This is a genomic window from Bordetella ansorpii (assembly GCF_900078705.1).
GTDB classification, from domain to species: domain Bacteria; phylum Pseudomonadota; class Gammaproteobacteria; order Burkholderiales; family Burkholderiaceae_B; genus Bordetella; species Bordetella ansorpii_A.
The window spans coordinates 429,830-446,643 of the sequence record NZ_FKIF01000002.1; the positions used below are offsets into that span (position 1 = coordinate 429,830).

The 16,814-nt window shown below is 66.4% G+C and carries 14 protein-coding genes; 6 read left to right on the forward strand and 8 right to left on the reverse strand.

Annotated features, from left to right (window positions below; all coding sequences use genetic code 11):
* Position 1: 1 nt before the first annotated feature.
* Both bcsP and bcsD read right to left on the reverse strand, forming a co-directional pair.
* Entirely contained in the window at positions 2-1,024 is a 1,023-nt protein-coding gene (bcsP, locus tag A6745_RS05635) for a cellulose biosynthesis protein BcsP (protein WP_156513289.1), read from the reverse strand.
* A gap of 57 nt (positions 1,025-1,081) precedes the next feature.
* A complete protein-coding gene (bcsD, locus tag A6745_RS29225) occupies positions 1,082-1,690 on the reverse strand; it encodes a cellulose biosynthesis protein BcsD (RefSeq protein WP_231885914.1) in 609 nt (202 codons plus the stop codon).
* Positions 1,691-1,759: 69 nt separating this feature from the next.
* Here bcsD and A6745_RS05645 point away from each other — a divergent pair, with 69 nt between their 5' ends.
* The 3 genes from A6745_RS05645 (at position 1,760) to A6745_RS05655 (ending at position 5,141) form a co-directional block, all read left to right on the forward strand.
* Positions 1,760-1,945: a hypothetical protein gene (locus A6745_RS05645; protein ID WP_066124618.1), complete on the forward strand. Its 186-nt coding sequence runs from the start codon at positions 1,760-1,762 to the stop codon at positions 1,943-1,945.
* A 316-nt stretch (positions 1,946-2,261) separates the two neighbouring features.
* Positions 2,262-3,686, forward strand: a complete 1,425-nt coding sequence (locus A6745_RS05650) for a mannose-1-phosphate guanylyltransferase/mannose-6-phosphate isomerase (RefSeq protein WP_066124619.1) — start codon at positions 2,262-2,264, stop codon at positions 3,684-3,686.
* 33 nt (positions 3,687-3,719) lie between these two features.
* On the forward strand, positions 3,720-5,141 hold the full coding sequence (locus A6745_RS05655) for an undecaprenyl-phosphate glucose phosphotransferase (protein ID WP_066124620.1): 1,422 nt from the start codon (positions 3,720-3,722) through the stop codon (positions 5,139-5,141).
* Between the two features lie 63 nt (positions 5,142-5,204).
* Here A6745_RS05655 and A6745_RS05660 read toward each other — a convergent pair whose 3' ends face one another.
* Entirely contained in the window at positions 5,205-5,999 is a 795-nt protein-coding gene (locus A6745_RS05660) for a WecB/TagA/CpsF family glycosyltransferase (protein WP_231885915.1), read from the reverse strand.
* 318 nt (positions 6,000-6,317) lie between these two features.
* Between A6745_RS05660 and A6745_RS05665 the strand changes: the two genes are divergently transcribed.
* Positions 6,318-7,922 (forward strand): FAD-dependent oxidoreductase, encoded by a 1,605-nt coding sequence (locus A6745_RS05665; protein ID WP_231885916.1) that lies wholly within the window; start codon positions 6,318-6,320, stop codon positions 7,920-7,922.
* 19 nt (positions 7,923-7,941) lie between these two features.
* Entirely contained in the window at positions 7,942-8,907 is a 966-nt protein-coding gene (locus tag A6745_RS05670; RefSeq protein WP_066124624.1) for an NAD-dependent epimerase/dehydratase family protein, read from the forward strand.
* A gap of 51 nt (positions 8,908-8,958) precedes the next feature.
* Here A6745_RS05670 and A6745_RS05675 read toward each other — a convergent pair whose 3' ends face one another.
* Genes A6745_RS05675 through A6745_RS05695 form a run of 5 tightly spaced genes read right to left on the reverse strand, consistent with a single transcriptional unit; the run spans position 8,959 to position 14,450 of the window.
* Positions 8,959-9,342, reverse strand: coding sequence for a hypothetical protein (locus A6745_RS05675; RefSeq protein WP_066124626.1), 384 nt, complete (start codon positions 9,340-9,342; stop codon positions 8,959-8,961).
* Positions 9,339-10,700 (reverse strand): lipopolysaccharide biosynthesis protein, encoded by a 1,362-nt coding sequence (locus tag A6745_RS05680; RefSeq protein ID WP_066125792.1) that lies wholly within the window; start codon positions 10,698-10,700, stop codon positions 9,339-9,341. The genes A6745_RS05675 and A6745_RS05680 overlap by 4 nt, the downstream gene beginning before the upstream one ends.
* A 17-nt stretch (positions 10,701-10,717) precedes the next feature.
* The gene (locus A6745_RS05685) at positions 10,718-12,382 is read right to left on the reverse strand and encodes a glycoside hydrolase family 44 protein (RefSeq protein WP_082852909.1); all 1,665 of its coding nucleotides are present in this window, start codon (positions 12,380-12,382) and stop codon (positions 10,718-10,720) included.
* Entirely contained in the window at positions 12,375-13,649 is a 1,275-nt protein-coding gene (locus A6745_RS05690; protein WP_066124628.1) for a hypothetical protein, read from the reverse strand. The genes A6745_RS05685 and A6745_RS05690 overlap by 8 nt, the downstream gene beginning before the upstream one ends.
* 60 nt (positions 13,650-13,709) lie before the next feature.
* Entirely contained in the window at positions 13,710-14,450 is a 741-nt protein-coding gene (locus A6745_RS05695; RefSeq protein ID WP_066124630.1) for a polysaccharide biosynthesis/export family protein, read from the reverse strand.
* 254 nt (positions 14,451-14,704) lie between these two features.
* Here A6745_RS05695 and A6745_RS05700 point away from each other — a divergent pair, with 254 nt between their 5' ends.
* On the forward strand, positions 14,705-16,801 hold the full coding sequence (locus A6745_RS05700) for a GumC family protein (protein ID WP_066124632.1): 2,097 nt from the start codon (positions 14,705-14,707) through the stop codon (positions 16,799-16,801).
* The last annotated feature ends 13 nt before the right edge of the window (positions 16,802-16,814 follow it).

Here is a 16,814-nt window from a genome sequence, read left to right on the forward strand (position 1 = left end):
GTTACTTGTTGGTGGAGAAGGAACCGGACGCCAGGCGGGCGAACACGTTCTTGAGGGACCCGGCGCCGGGAGCGGACTCGGCGGAAGGCTGGGCGGCAGGAGCCGGGTGCGCGGTGATCGGGGCAGGCTCGGGGGCGAAGGTGGAGACGGCCGGTTGCGGCACGGGATCGGCGGCGGCACTGGCCACCGGCATCATGAAGGCCGTCCCGAAGTCCGGCTGGGGCGCCGCGGGCGCCGGGGCGGCAAAGACATCGGCCACCGGCTGCGGAGGCACCGGCGCATGCACCGGTGCTGCCTGCACCGACGTATCGGCCGCAGCGGCGAAAACGGGCTGCGCATCCCAGGACGGGGAGGCGGGCGCCATGGCAGGCTGAGTCTCCCACGATGCAGGCGCGGGGGCCATGGACGAGGCGAAAGCGGGCTGCTGCGCTTCCCAAGGCGCGGGCGCCATGACCGGCGCGGCGGCCGTCTGCTGCGCTTCCCAGGACGAGGGAGCGGGTGTCATCCCCGGCGCGGCGGCCATCTGCTGCGCCTCCCAGGACGTGGGCGCGGGCGTCATCGCCGGCGCGAAAGCCGGTTGCTGTGCTTCCCAAGGCGCGGGCGCCAAGGCCGGCGCGGCGGCCGTCTGCTGAGCTTCCCACGACCCGGGGACGGGCGCGGCGACGGCAGGCGCGGCGTCCCAGGACGCGGGCGCGGGCGCCATGGACGGGGCGACGACCACCGGCGGCACCTCCACGTAGGCCGGCACGGATACTGGCGCGGCGGCCCGGGTCACCGGCGGGATGGCGCCGTCGGGCGATGCCGGGGCGGGGGTGCTGGACGGCCACGGCGACTGGGCGGCGGGCGAATCCGTACGCTCGCCAACGGAAGGCGGCAACATGGCCAACTCGGGCCGGATGGCCGACAGCAAGGGCCAACGGTCGCGTGAAGCCTGGGCCTGATTGGTCTGGCCCACTTCGAGGTATTGCTCGGGGTCTCCGCCGAATCGCCGGTAGAGACTCGAAATATCGGTTGCATCGCTCATGGTTCGACCTGCTCTGTGGTGCCCCGCCTGCCGGCCGGGACTGGCATCAAGGGAGGCTTACTTGCCGAAACGGAACACGACGGTTCCCATGGCGTCGGGTTCGCCGACCTGCGAGACGTGCAATTGCGCATCGGCGCCCAGTTCACGCATCCAGCACTCGTAGGCGCCCTCCAGGAAACCGATCGTCCATGCATGGTGGCCAGCGCCGAACGCGGCCTGCAGGGGAGCGCAGTAATGCGCCAGCATCAGATGGTCGTTCGCCTCGGAGATGTCCACCCAGCCCCAATCCTGCCCTCGCCAGATGAGGTTCATGGCCTTCTGCAGGTCGTCCACCGTGCCCGATCCCCCCAGCGCATGCTGCTGCGCAAAGCGCTCGCCGGTGCGGCGCATCATGCTGCGCAGGTTCTTCGGCGTCAGATCGTGGGTCAGCTCCCCAGCCAGGGCATTGAGGAAATCGCGCCACTGATGAGAGCAAAGACGCTGGGTGAGATGGGAGTAAACGGCGCTTTCCACGAATGTCCTCTGGATGAGCGGCATCAGAAGGCGATGCCGGAACGCAACGGGCAGGCCCCCGCGGCTCGCGATGCAGGCGCATCGCAAAGGATTGAAATTATGCGCAAAAATAAGATAGCCAGGTAGCCGGGAACCCGCCGACAGCGGGAACATGCAAGCATCCAGGAGCGCGACGGCCGTCGGCCTGGGCAGCTTCCCATCGCGGGGAGGGGACCACAGAGGATGGAATTCTTGCTGCTTGCGAACTTCGGCTTATCTGAAACCAACATGGCACTTCTGCCAATTGGCAAGGCGGAGCTGCGGGGTTCCGGCCGCGCATTCTTGAAGCATGACCTTGCGTCTCAGGTGGTGTTCTGGAGCGCCAAGCGCGGGACTGACGACCGCCGCCCTGAACTGCCCCAATTCTAATATGGGTATTGTTAAAATCTGAATTTAATTGCTACTCCCAGGTGCAATTGTCGGGTCAACCTGACGTTTTTTGACGTTTCATGCTGACTTGTTGCGCCGGCAGGTCCCCAATGTTGCTCGAATAGCGAAACCTGCCATTGCTCGCACGATTGAGGTAGCCAAGCCAACCGCTGCCGTCTAAGATGCGCCGTATGAATCTTTGTCCATTTGATACGCAAAGATTCGCAACTACGGTCAAGCTACTGGATTTTTACGATTTCGTTACTGTGGGCGGTGACGATTCTGGAAATCGGCCACAGGCAGAAGGAACTTCGCGATGTCCACCGCACCCATTGACTTACAGCCCGTGCTGCTGGCGGGCGGGTCGGGGACCCGGCTCTGGCCGTTATCGCGGGAAAGCTATCCCAAGCAGTTCCTCAACCTGCTCGACGATGCCTCCGCGCTGCAGGCCACCTGGCACCGCGTCAGCGAACTGGCCGACCACGAGCCGCTGCTGATCACCAACGAGACGCACCGGTTCATCGTCGCCGAGCAACTGCGCCAACTGGATCTGCAACACCCCGAGATCCTGCTCGAACCCGTGGGCCGCAACACCGCTCCCGCCATCGCGCTGGCCGCGCTGCATGCGCTGGCCCGCGGCGGCGATACCCTGCTGCTGGTGCTCCCCTCCGACCATGCGGTCATGCGACCGGCCGCGTTCCGGCAGGCGGTCGAGATCGCGCGCGCGCCCGCGCTGGCCGGCAAGCTGGTCACCTTCGGCGTGGTGCCGGGATATGCCGAGACCGGCTACGGCTACATCCGCGCCCGCGTCGGCGCCGATCCCCATGGTCCCGCCGACGTCGAGGCCTTCGTGGAAAAGCCCGATGCCGACAGTGCGGCCCGGTACATCGCGGAAGGAAACTATTACTGGAACAGCGGCATGTTCCTGTTCCTGGCATCCCGTTACCTGCAGGCCCTGCAACAATTCCGTCCGGACATCCTGCAGGCATGCCAGGCCGCGATGGCTGGCAAACGGGACGACGGCGATTTCGTGCGGTTCGACGAAGCGGCGTTCGCCGCATGCCCGTCCGACTCCATCGACTACGCCGTCATGGAACGCGACCCCGACGTGGCGATGGTCCCGCTGGACGCGGGCTGGAGCGACATCGGCTCCTGGGCATCGCTGTGGCAGCTGGCGGAACAGGATCAGGACGGCAATGCGTTTCGCGGCGACGTGGTGGCCGACTCGTGCCGGGACACCTATGCCTATTCCAGCAGCCGCCTGGTTGCGGTGCTGGGCATGAAGGACGCCGTGGTGGTCGAGACGCCGGATGCCGTGCTGGTGGCCGCGCGCGACCAGGTCCAGCATGTGCGCAAGATCGTGGCCAAGCTGCAGGCCGCCAGGCGCAGCGAGGCGGTGGAGCACCGCCTGGTCTACCGTCCCTGGGGATCCTACGACTCGGTCGACGAAGGCCCCCGCTTCAAGGTCAAGCGCATCACCGTGGCGCCGGGCTGCCGCCTGTCGCTGCAAATGCACCATCACCGTGCCGAGCACTGGATCGTCGTCACGGGCACCGCGCGGATCACGCGAGGGGAAGAGGTTTTCCTGCTCACCGAAAACCAATCCACTTATATTCCGCTGGGCGTGCGCCATCGCCTTGAGAATCCAGGGTCGATTCCACTGGAACTGATCGAAGTGCAGTCCGGGCCGTATCTGGCCGAGGACGATATCGTGCGCTTCGAAGACGCCTACGGCCGTTGAGGCTTCTTACCGACTCATCGCCGTCCCAGAGACATGTTCCTGCAAGACAAACTCAGCCACCACCAGAATGCCTTCATGGCGCTCGTGGGCGTGGTCAGCGCACTGCTCAATGCCCTGCCGTTCCTGGCGCTGGCCCATTTGAGCGAGGCCAACGATTCCGCCGCCGCACAGAACGTCTCGGCGCTGATCGGCGTCAGCGCCTTCTTCACCTATGCCCGCTTCAGGCTGCTTGTCAGCGCCCGGACGGGGCTCTGGATGCTGGGCCAGGGCGTCAGGCGCTGGTTCAATGTACTGTTCGTCGCGCTGGCCGGCCTGCTGTTCCTGTCGCACGGCAACCTCGATTTCCAGCAATGGCGCATCGTCCTGATCGAATGGACCGGGCTGGCGCTGGGGTTGCAGATAGGCGGGCTGGCCGTGCTGCGCCGGATCGCCTACAACATCAACAATTCCTCGTCGAACAAGCGCCGCGCCGTCTTCTTCAGCCTGGGACCAAAGGCCAGCGAACTGGCCATGCGGCTCCAGCGTTCGCCGATCCTGGGCATACACGTCGACGGCTATTACGCGCCGCAGCCGCTGCCCGGGCAGGAAGGCAGCCCGGGCGGCACGCCGCGCTACCTCGGCGGCTTTGCCAGCGCGATCAAGCAGATCGATTCCGGCCAGATCGACATCGCCTTCATTCCCCTCGACAAGCATAGCTACGAGGACGAGGCATTGCAGCTGATGAACCGGCTGTACGACTCCACGACCACCATCTACCTGATTCCCGAATCGCCCATCCCCGGCGAATCGGTGATCGACAACGCCGTCATCGCCGGCGTGCCGCTGCTGGCCCTGCACGAAACGCAGATGGTCGGCCTGTCGCGCTCGTTCAAGCGCGCGACGGATCTCGTGCTGGGCAGCCTGGTGCTGCTTCTGGTGCTGCCCGTGATGCTGCTGGTGGCCCTGGCCATCCGCCTGGATTCGCCCGGTCCCATCATCTTCCGCCAGCATCGCTATGGCGAACGCGGCTCGTCCATCACCGTCTTCAAGTTCCGCTCGATGCGCGTGGGCAGCGATCGCCTGCAGGATGGCAAGCTGCGCCAGGCCAGCGCCAACGACGACCGCATCACGCGGGTGGGCCGCATCCTGCGCCGCACGTCGCTGGACGAACTGCCGCAGTTGTTCAATGTGCTGGGCGGCTCGATGAGCCTGGTGGGCCCGCGCCCCCACGCCGTCGAACACAACGAGATGTACCGGCGCATGATCCACGGCTACATGCTGCGCCACAGCGTCAAGCCGGGCATCACGGGCTGGGCGCAGATCCATGGCCTGCGCGGCGAGACCGACACGCCGGACAAGATGCAGCGCCGTGTGCAGTACGACCGCTACTACATCACCAACTGGTCGTTGCGGCTGGACCTGAAGATCCTGGTCCGCACCACGGTGATGATCCTGTGGGATAGAAACGCGTACTGACGCGGCGGCGAGCGCCGCCCCCGCATGCGCGAACGGATGGCGTCCGGCTGCCCCCGGTCCGGGTCAGGACGATCCGCGCCCGGTACGCAACGCGCGCCACTGCTTCCAGCACAGCATCGCGAACCAGGGGTCATTGACCAGATAGCGGCGCCACAGGCGCCTGGGGTTCGTCAGCAGGCGCCACACCCACTCCATGCCGATGCGCTGGAACACCGCGGGTGCGCGGCGCTGCAGTCCGATGGCGAACTCCATCGCGGCCCCCACGCACAGCACGATGCCGCCAGGCAGAGATGAGGCGTAGTGCAGCGCCCAGTTCTCCTGCTTGGGCAATCCCACGCAGGCGAATACGACGTCGGGGGCGGATTCCCGCACCCGCTGCGCGAACGCCTCGCCTTCCGGTCCCAGCGGCTCGAACCGCATGGACGGGCATACGATGTCCACGCGCAGCGCGGGGAAGTACCGGGCGAAACGCGCGGTCAGGTCGGCCTCCGATCCCGGCATGCCTCCCAGCAGCATGATGCGCCAATTGCGCCGCTCGGCCTCTTTGCACAGCGCCACGAACAGGTCGGCGCCGGTCACGCGCTGCGGCAACGGGCGGCCGAGCAACCGGCTGGCCCACACCACCGGCATGCCATCGGCAAAGATGAAATCGGCCGTCGCGTAACGCGCCCGCAGTTCGGGCGCGGCATCCAGGCGCACGATGTGGTCGACGTTGGGTGTGACCACCACGCGCGCGCGGCCGTCGCGCCGCTCGGCCGCCCGGACCAGCGCCTCCACGGCGGCATCGAACGTGACCGCCGACATGTCCAGGTCGAACAGGCGGGCCTTGGGCAGGGCAGGGAGATCGGTGGAAGGCAAGCCGGCACCGTCGGGGCCGGAAGTATGCGGCAAGGTTTGCAAAAGAGCCCCTGAGAGGAAGTGCCATACGGTATGCGCGACGCCGGAGCACCAGGCAAGTCGGGCCGCAACATTGTATTTATAAAATTTTGAACGTGACAAAATGAGTACGCTACTATCCATGGCGACACCGTTAGTGCATGCGATGGACGTCCGGAGTGCCGGGGCTCGCTGAACAGCGTATGCCGCGAACGCATTCCAGCTTGCGTTGCCTTCCCCCTTGATTCCATGATCGACGACGCGAATAACGTACCCGCAGGCGCTGTACTGAAGGCAGATTTGTGCATCGTTGGCGCCGGTCCGGCAGGCATCTCCCTGGCCCTGGCGCTCATGGACAGCGGCCTGGACGTGCTGCTGCTCGAAAGCGGGGCCGACCGGCCCGATCCGAACGCGCAGCGGCTCTACGAAGGCACGGTAACCGATGCGCGCATGCACAGCCCGCCCGACCGCTACCGGGTACGGCAGTTCGGCGGGTCCAGCACGTTGTGGGGCGGGCGATCCATGCCGCTCGATCCCATCGACTTCGAGCAGCGCGATTACATCCCGCACAGCGGCTGGCCCATCGGCATGCAGGACCTGCTGCCGTACTACCCCCGGGCGAACCTGTTGTGCGAAGCCGGCGAGTTCTCCTATACGGCGGAAACCGCATTCGAACGGCCGATCCGTCCGATGATCGCGGGCCTGGATAGCGACACGTTCACGTCCAACACGCTGGAGCGGTTCAGTTGCCCGACCGACTTCGGCCAACGTTACCGGCGCCGCCTGCAAGACGGCTCCGTACGCCTGCTGCAGAACGCCAACCTGTGCGGCCTGCCTAGCCAGCCCGATGGCCGCATCCGGAATGCGGCGGTGCGCACGCTGTCCGGCAAGGCGTTCTCCATCGAGGCGCGCGCCTTCGTCCTGGCGGCCGGCGGCCTGGAGAACGCCCGCCTGCTGCTGGCCAGTCCCGGTCCGAGCGGCGCGGGCATCGGCAATGCGCATGATGTCGTCGGCCGCTTCTACATGTGCCACATCGCCGGCACGATCGGCACGATGGACCTGTCCGGCGCGGCGTCGGTGTGGCACGGCTACGAGGTCTCGGACGAAGGCGTCTATTGCCGCCGCCGCCTGGCGCTGAGTCCGCAAGCGCAACACCGCCTGCGGGCGGGCAATTTCATCGCCCGCCTGCACCATCCGCACATCCCCGATCCGGGCCATGGCATCGGCATCCTGTCGCTGCTCTATCTGGCGCGCCCCTTCATTCCCTACGAATACAGCAAGCGCCTGTCCGACAAAGCCGGCGAAGCGCCGGCATCCCGCACGGCCCACCTGGCCAATGTGCTGCGCGACTCGCCGGCCACGGCCCGGTTCCTGTGGCATTGGCTGACCCAGCGCACGCTGGCGGCACGCAAATTCCCGTCGGTCATCGTGCATCCCCGCAATCGCCGCTACAGCCTGGATTTCCATGCCGAGCAGATACCCAACCCCGACAGCCGCGTCACCCTGGGCCGCGATGCCGACGCGCTGGGAATGCGGCGGCTGGTCGTGGACTGGCGCTATACGGCGCAGGACGTCGCAACGGTAAGCGCCGCGCTGCAGGCGCTCGCGGACACCATCAGCGGCAGCGGCCTGGGCCGTTTCGAATACGACCCGGCGGGCATCGAGGAGCAGATCACGCGCTACGGGGCCTACGGCGGCCACCATATCGGCACCGCGCGCATGGGCACGGATCCGCGCAGCAGCGTGGTGGACGCCGATTGCCGCGTGCACGAGGCCCCCAACCTGTATGTGGCGGGCTCCGCCGTATTTCCCACTTCCAGCCAGGCGAATCCCACCCTGACGATCGTCGCGCTGTCGCTGCGTCTGGCGGATCACTTGAAGACGCGCCTGTCGCACGAAGACTGATACCCCCCTTGGAAACGAGATGACGGCACCCCATTCGGCAAGGCAAGTACTGGTTCTGGGCGCGCAGGGCTATATCGGACGCGCCGTGTCGCGCGCGCTGGCCGCCGAGCCCGCGCTGGCGCCTCGCACCGCGGGCCGCCGCGCCGATGCCCAGATCATGCTCGACGCCACCGACGCCCACGCGCTGGCGCGGGCCGTGGCGGACACGGACGCCGTCGTCAATTGCGTCGCGGGATCGCCGGACACCATCGTGCGCAATGCGCAGGCGCTGAAACACGCACTGCAACAGCATCCCCGGCCGCTGGTGCATTTCAGTTCGATGGCTGCCTACGGCGGCGTGCGCGGCACGATCGACGAACAACATGCGTTGAAAGGCGACCTCGGGCCGTATTCGGCCGCCAAGGCGCAGGCCGAACACATTCTTGCCGACCTCCCCGGCCGCATGGTGCTGCGGCCAGGATGCGTCTATGGCCTGGGCAGCCCGCAATGGAGCGAGCGCATCGCCCGCCTGCTGCGCGCCCACCGCATCGGCGATATGGGCAGCGCCGGCGATGGCTGCAGCAACCTCGTGCACGTGGACGACGTGACGCGGGCCGTCATCGCCTGCCTGCTGCGTCCCGAAGCCGCCAACGGCGCCTATAACCTGGCGATGCGGGACGCCCCCGACTGGAACACGTATTTCCTTGCCTATGCGAAAGCGTTGGGCGCCGTGCCGCTATCCCGCATCGGTGCGCGCAGGCTGAAGCTGGAGACCAAACTGGCGGCGCCCGCCTTGAAGATCCTGGAAATCGCGGCGGGCAAGGCACGCCTGCGCGGCCTGACGCTTCCTCCGCCGATTCCACCATCCCTGGCGCGCCTCTGGCAGCAGGACATCCGCCTGGACAGCCGCGCCGCCGAAGACCGGCTCGGACTGGCCTGGACACCCCTGGCTGAAGGCCTGCGCCGCAGCATGCCGCCTGACCTCACCAGGACGCCGGCATCGTAGAACGCGCGCTGCCGGCGCGCCCGCGCCGATGCGGCAGTGCCCGACGCCGCATCAACGCGACGTCGGCGGATCGTCGTCGGGCGACAGTTCCACTTCGGGCGCGGGCGGAATACGGCGCTTCTGCGCCTCGATGCAGCTCTGCATGGCCACATAGTTCATGGGATCGCGGCTGCGCGTGAATTCATCGCAACCCGTCTGGATCTCTTCGGGCAGTTCAAGCCATTCCCTGCGGATCCGCTCCAGCGCATACCGCTGGCTGGCCAGGCAACGGGCTTGGGCGTCATCCGAAAACCCATCCGGGGTGTTGGCCCGCAGCCTGCAGAACAGGTTCGAGTCGTAGCGGGGCGGGTCGAGTTGGGCCCACGCGGAGGCGATCGTGCAGGCTTGCACGACGCCCAGCACCAGTGCTGCCGGCCAGGTTCGGGAAAAACTCATCGGGTATCTCCACCAGTGCGGCGGCGCACATGACCCGACACCTCGCGCCGCAAGCGGCACAACGGCGATACGTCCAGCAGACGATGCGCCAGCCATGCCGCGGCCACGCCGTTGACGACCGTCGCAAGCGCCGTCGCCAGCGCGGCGCCGGGGCTGCCGGCCAGGGGAACGAGCGCCACCAGGCCGACGGACAACACCGCCAATGTGCAGGCGTTGATCCTGTACAGCACCCGCAAGTGCGACGTCATGCCCAGCATCTCGGGCATCGCGGTGAAGCACGCCGCCGCCAGTTGGCCCACCGCCAGGATGCGCAGCGTGTTGGCGCCCTCGCCGAACCCCGGACCGAACAGGCTCAGCAACTGCTCGGGCGCGAGCAGCATGACGAGGGTTGCCGGCAACGCCAGGCAGAGCACGATGCCGATGGCCTGCGCTGCCGACTTCTCCAGGCCACGGATGTCGCCGCGCGCATACAGCGCCGCGAATCGGGGCACGGCCATGCCGGCCACGCCGCTGATCAGGATGTTGATCACCAGCGCCATGCGCCAGGTCAGGGCAAACAGGCCGGTCTCGTAGGCCGTGGCCACGATGCCCAGCACGATGGCGGGCGCGGAGGTGAGAAGCAGCTTGGTCAGGTCCAGGGAGAACAGCGACAGCCCAGGACGCAGCAGTCCCTGGATTTCCGGCGCACGGGAGCCGGGGCAAGGCAGGGTGGCCAGCCCGCGATGCAGAAGCACGGCCCCGACCACGGCGGTGACCGCGAAACTTGCCGCGATCAGGATCAGTATCTGGGACACGGTCAGCGTGCCGGTGAGCGTGACCGGAATGGCGACGGCACAGAAGATGGCCGGCCAGAGCCACGAATAGACCATCTGGCTGTATCCGACGCGTTGCAGGCCGGCCAACGCGCCGGCCAGGCCCGCGCCCAGATTCTGGGGGATGAGGGTCAACGCCCCCAGGGCCAGCGGCACGGCCAGCTCATCCTTGCTCAGCACATGGTGGGCCAACGGCCAGGCAAGCGCCGCAAGCAACACGGCGACCGCCGTGGAGGCAAGCAGGATCAGTCCCAGTGCCCGCCGGATCGCCGGGCGTACCGTCTCGTGCCGGTCCGTCGCCACGGCCGCGGCCAGTTGCCGGGTCAGCGCCTGGTCCATGCCCAGCCTGCCAAAGCCCGCCAGGCCGATCATGAAGCTGAACACGATATAGAAACGGCCGGTATCCGCCACGCCCAGCGTCGCCGCGACCAGCAGGTGAAAGCCGTAGCGGCATGGCAGGTCGAGCATGCGCACGCCCAGGCTGACGAAGGCGCCGCGGAGGACGGAACCGCCTTTATCGGGCTCTGCTCGCCTGGCAGCATCCATGTCGCCTCCCAGTCCCGTCATTTGGGCGCCGCGCCGCGCAAGACGAACAGCGTGACGCTCTGCGGCGGCAGGACGGCCTCCATCTGGCTGCCGGCATACGGTGCGTCAGGCAGCCGGACCAAGGCATTGTTCGCCAACTGCCAGGTCTCGGCCTGGCCATCGGCCGCGAAGTTGCCGATTTTCAGCGTGGCCGCCGCCATGCGGTCGAGCTGCTTGTTGATGACGACCACGGTCAGGGTACGGCCCTCGTCACGCAAGGCGGCGAACGACGAGACCTGGTCCGGATCGGCGGTCACCGCGGCGACGCTGGTCGACCCGAAGCCCGAGCCCTGGCCGTCGTAGTTGCGGTAGAGCTTGAACGCCTTGTACACCGGGGTCGCGGCATCGGGCGCGCCCCAGCGGGTCGCGATGTCCAGCCCTTCGCGCCCGAAGATGCCCAGCAGGTCGGCCTGCGCCGTGGCCCCGTTCATGATGGCGTCGCCGCCCCAGTTGTATTCCGTCAGCGCGATCGGCGTGCCGGGGTGGTAGTAGCTGTCCACCCACTGCCGCATGCGCGGGATCAGCGACACGACGCTGTTGATCCAGGTCGGATCCTTGTAGGCCGGGTCCCAGAGATTGCGCGTGGAACGGTTGCGCGCCAGTGCGATCTCGGGCGTATCCGCCGCCCCCGCTTCGCTGTACTCGCCACCTTGCGGGTAGAAGTGCAGGCTGAACACGTCGATGGGCCGTCCGGCCGCCTTCCATTGCGACAGCAGCCAGGGCACATAATCCATGCCGCCGGTTTCGTTCTTCCTGTCGGGGGCGCCATCCAGGCCGTTCTGGGCCGAATATTGCTGATCGAACCCGCTGTAGTGATAGCCGAACCATCCCCACTCCTCGGGCGCCACCACCAGCCCCCCCGGATCGGCCGTCTTCACCGCGCGCGAATAGGCGAGGACTTTTTCCGCGACTTCCGAGGCATGCGCGCCAACGGGATGGATGTCGCGATGGATGAGATGCCAAAGGCTCGGCTCGTTGTCCATCACGTAATAGCGTGGCGCACCCGGGCCCGCCGGACCGAAGCGCTGGACCAGTTGCTCGACGCGTGCCTGCTCGTTGCGCGGGTCGTTGGGCACGGTGGCGTCGTTCGGGTCGTTGTCGACGATCAGCGTTCCATCGGGCAGGACCCCGTTGCCGGCATCGCGCAGGCCGTCGACGTCGTAGGCCAGTTGCCGGCCATACTTGGCCATGGAAAAACTGGCCAGGGCCGTGCGGTCCTGGCCCAGCTTGGCGACCCTGCCGATCATGGAGATAGTCACCATCGGGATGGCGCCGCCATCGCGGGTAAGCGCCACGAAGCGCTCGCCGAACTGATCGTTGATGGCGGCGGGATCGGCCGCCAGGCTTTCGAAGAACCAGTCCTTGCCCGCATTCCGGGCGTCGAGCCGCCAGTTGTAGGCCGAGGCGCTATTGCCGCCGGAACGGTTGATGGGAATACGCAGGTCGCGCAGCATCTGCGTCGTCGCGAAGTTCATGCCGTAGACCAGCGGACTGATGGGCCGGCGGTTGGCCGCCGCGTCGATGGACACGACGGCGGGTAGCGGCGAACGGTCTGTGGCCATGCCGCGCGCGACGATGATGCCCCCCAGCAGCAGGGCCGCCGCCAGCAGGAACCAGAGAATGAAACGTCCGAGACTAGGCATGCGCGGGCGATGAAACAGAGGAGGGGGAATTCTCCAACCCGCTGGCGCGCCATACGTAGACGAAGACGGCGAGAATCACCGCGCTTTCACCGGGCGTGAGCGTCAACGGATAGAGAAAGGAAATCAGCAGGACATAGATCAGGTAGTCGGACAAAGCCCCGAGCAGATCGTCCTCGATGTGGGCACGCAACTGCCGGTAGACGCGCAGGCCACGCAGTTCGATCAGGATGAACAGCACCGCCCCGAACAGGCCGTACTCGAACACGATGCCCAGCCAGGTGATGTCCGCCAGGAAGAAGAAATGGTGGAAATACTTCATCAGGCTCTGGCTGCTGGTCGGACTGATCGTGCCCACGCCGAACAGCCATCCCAGCGGGTTGTCGCCCAGGAAGCGGGTGGCCAGTTCAATGCTGGTCCTGCGCACGTCGAAACCGCTCTTGGCGCTGGTGTCGAACACCGAGGCCAGGTAATCGACGGAGAACATGGACGCCAGCAGGAAAGGAACGGCGAATGCCAGTCCCAGCCTGGCCCGGGGCGAGGCCCAGAGCAGGGTATTGATGGCCAGCACGCCGGCGATGCCCAGGATCATGGCGCGCGTCTTGATGATCAGCAGCGTGATGGCGAACAGGATGACCACGCCCAGGAGATAGCGCCCGCTGCGTTCGAAGAACGCCCTGCGATAGCAGAAGAACAGCAGGATGATGGGGAAGTACATCGACATGCGGATGCGATGGCCGCGGCTGTCGTCGCTGAACAGCGGCGCCGTGCCCACGACATAGGTGCCCTTGTACCAGCTGCTGGGCACCGCGATCCACAGCACGATCAGCACGACCGCGACGGTGATGCCCAGCGCGACGAAGCTGCGCTCGAGTTCGTACAGCGTCGGCCGCAGCATCTGCAGGAGGGCCAGGAACGAAAAGAAGTACAGGAAGGGCAGCAGCTTCACCTGCGCGGTGATGCTGGTGAAGAAGCTCTCGTTGAAATAGACCATCGACGCCAGGCTGGGTACCAGCAGCAGCCAGGCGAAACTGAGCAGCAATTGCCGGGTGACAGGAAAGCGCGCCTGGCTCATCAGCCGCAGCGCCAGCGGCAGCGACAGCAGGGGAAAGGCCTTGGACAGCGCCCATAGCGGGCGTATGTCGGTCATGTAGTGGAACGTCTGGCCGAACAGGGGCAGCAGGATGACCAGCCACCAGCGCACGCGCGACCTGACGGGCTCGGTCGAGAAGATCGCGGGGAGCCGACCGTCGGGCTTGGCCTCTTCCATCTCGTGCCGTCCGTTACGCCACGTGGACGCCGGCGACCCTGGGATTTCCTGGGAAGGCCATCAGGGGTTGCCGTTGATCGTATTGGTGTACGAGTAGTTGATGCCCTTGTTGAAGGGCAGCGCCTGATTGATGTACTGGTCCACCCACTGGTTGACCTCGGCGATGGACGACTTCGGCACGAAGATCATATCGGACGACTGCAAGACCACCGCCTGCGCGGGGTCGCCCCGGCGCGTCAGGGCCTTGGTGTCGATGGTGCGCAGCATCGGCCTGCCATCCGGTGCGCGGCGGATCAGCACCACTTCGTCGGTGCGCGCGGTATCGCGCATGCCCTGGGCCGCGGCAATGGCCTGCATGACGGTCATGTTCGGCCGCAGGACGATTTCACCCGGCTTGCCGACCTGGCCGTCGACGTAGACGGCTCCCCCGTATTGCACGACGCTGACCGACGACCGCGCGTCGGCGACCACGCCGTTGGCCAGCAGCGCCTTGTCCACGATACCGGAGAGCTGGGCCGCGGACCGCCCGGCCGCGGGCAGAGGCCCCGCCAGAGGCATGGAGAACGTGCCGTCGGGGGCGACCAGCGCCTTCTGGTTGAGCTCGGCGTTGAACGGCAGCGTGATGGCGATCTCGTCGCCAGGCTGGATCACGTAGGCGGCGGGAGCGGCATCCACCCACGTCGCGAAGCGCTCGGGCTGGCGGTATTCGGACGGCACCCAGGTAGGCGTGCACGCGGTCAAGTTGACCAGTGCCAGCGCGAGGCCCAGACGCAGCATCAGTGTGGCGCGTAACGACAACATGCGCGGCCAACCTCTTGGAAAGAAAAACAAAAAGTCCAGGGCGGCAACACACCCGTAGCCTCCCGATTATATACTTGCAAACGGTAATTCAACGTATAAAATCTATACCCTGCCACCCGCCTGGGCGGCAGGCGGCGGTTGGTAGTGGCTGGTCATGGATCCGATCCGACAGCATCGCGGCGCATCCCGAACCTCAAGGTTGTATGGTTATTTCCACGAGAACTAGGCCTGACCGCAACAGCGCCGTCACCAGTTTGACCATCCGAGATCATCTCAACACCTTCTTCTACTACCACAAGGTCGCCGCGACGACGTTCCTGGTAGTGGCCGTGCTGGGACTGATCCTCGCCCTGACCGTGCCCATCCCCTATCGGGCCCAGTCGACCCTTCTGGTGCTTTTTGCCGGTTACTACGACCAATCCGCCGGGGGGCGGGGCGGCGTTCCCGTGGCGCCGGCCATCGGCGAGCTCGTCAGCGTCGAAGCGCAGATCCTGGACAGCCCCGAACTGCACCGCGAAGTCGTCATGGCCCGGCTGGGGCCCAACAATACCGACCCGCAGGTGTTCGACAAGCAGGTGCGCGAGTTCGAGTCCCGGTTCCATCTGGAACAGAACGATCTCGCCAACACCCTCAATCTGTCCTATTACGACGTCGATCCGAAACGGGCCGCGGCCACGCTGGAAGACCTGCTGGCACGCTATTTCAAGCAGCGCGCGACGATCTTCACCTCGGGCCGCACCGCGATGCTGGCCGGGCAGCGTGACCAGGCACGGAGCCAGCTCGACCGCGCCAACGCCGAACTGCTTGCTTTCCAGCAGGAACACGGCGTCGTCAACATCACCGACCAGATCTCGCGTGCAGTGGCGCTGGAGAATCTGCTGGTCCAGCGCAAGATGGAGAACGAAGCCGCGCTGGCCCAGGATCGCGCCGGGCTGGCGGCGCTGCAGGCCAGCACCGCCCACGTCAAGTCGGACATCCTGCTGTTCAACGACAACGCCGAGATCGCGCGTGCGCTGGCCACCATGCAGATTTCACTGCTGGACCTGCAGGCGCGCCGCGCCGAGGTGGCCTCGCGCTACATGGACGGTTCGCCCTTCGTCCAGCAGCTCGACAAGCAGATCGCCGACCTGAAGGCGAACATCGCCAGGAACAAGCAGCAGATGATCTCCGCCAGCCGGGTCGGCCACAACAGCTACTACGACACGGTCCAGGATCGGCTGTCGGGGCTGCTGACCACCATCGCGGGCCAGGCCGCCCGCCAGAAAGAGCTCGAGGCGCAGGTTGCCGAAGCGCGCAGCCGTTCGGAAAGCCTGATCTCCGTGGCGGGCAAATTGCGCCAGATGCAGGCCGACCGCGATCTGCTGGCCGAGAACTTCAATACGGCCGCCCGCCTGTACGAACAGGTCAACATCCAGCAAGAACAGGCCAGCAAGGTCAACAGCACCAACGTCCGCGTCATTCAACCCCCGGTGACGCCCTCGCAGCGCAACATATCGCGGGGACTGCTGGTGGCGGCTGCCCTGGTGGCGGCCGTCGTCATCTCCGGCCTGACCGTGCTGCTGCGAGCCACGATGCGCGAGACCTTCCTCAGCCCGGAACAGATCGAACGCTCGCTCTTGCTGAGCGTGCTTTGCGCGCCGATCACGTCGCGCCGTGCCGCGCCCAGGGGCACGGCCGCGCCCCCGCCCCGCAGGCTGACGGCCTCGGTCGCGCATGCCGACTACGGGCGTCTCGCTTCGGCCATCCATTTCAGTTCCAACGCCGCGTCCAAGACGGTCGTGATGCTCGCCGCGAACGATGGCGAGGGCATGAGTCGCCTCATGCGCGGCCTGGCCCTCGAACTGAGCGGCCGTTCGGCCCGGCCCGTACTGGTCCTGGACATGACGGCAGCCAAGAGCCGGCCCTATGGCGAGCCCAATGCCCAGGGGCAGATCGAGTGGCCCGACGTGGAAGGCGCCGAGCAGGAGCTGATCGTATACGTGGCCAAGCCAGTGCTGGATCTCGAATTCAGCCAGGTCTCGCGGCAGAACATCGTGGTCGCATGGGCCTCGGACTCGACGCAGCAGGCCTCGTGGCAATATGCCTCGGGCCTGTTCGAAAGCCTGAAGCGGGACTATGCCTACGTGCTGGTCCACGCGCCATCTTCCACACGCTCCTTCCATGGCATCGAGAACGCCGCGCGGGCGGATGCCGTGGTCCTGGTGATCCAGGCCGAAAACACGCGCAAGCCGGTGGCGCAGACCCTGAAGGATCAGGTGCTCGACTCGGGCGGCAACATCATCGGCGTCGCCATGACGAACCGCCGCGCCTACATCCCCGGCTTTTTCTACCGGCTTTTCCTGAACAAATGAACCGGAGCATGCG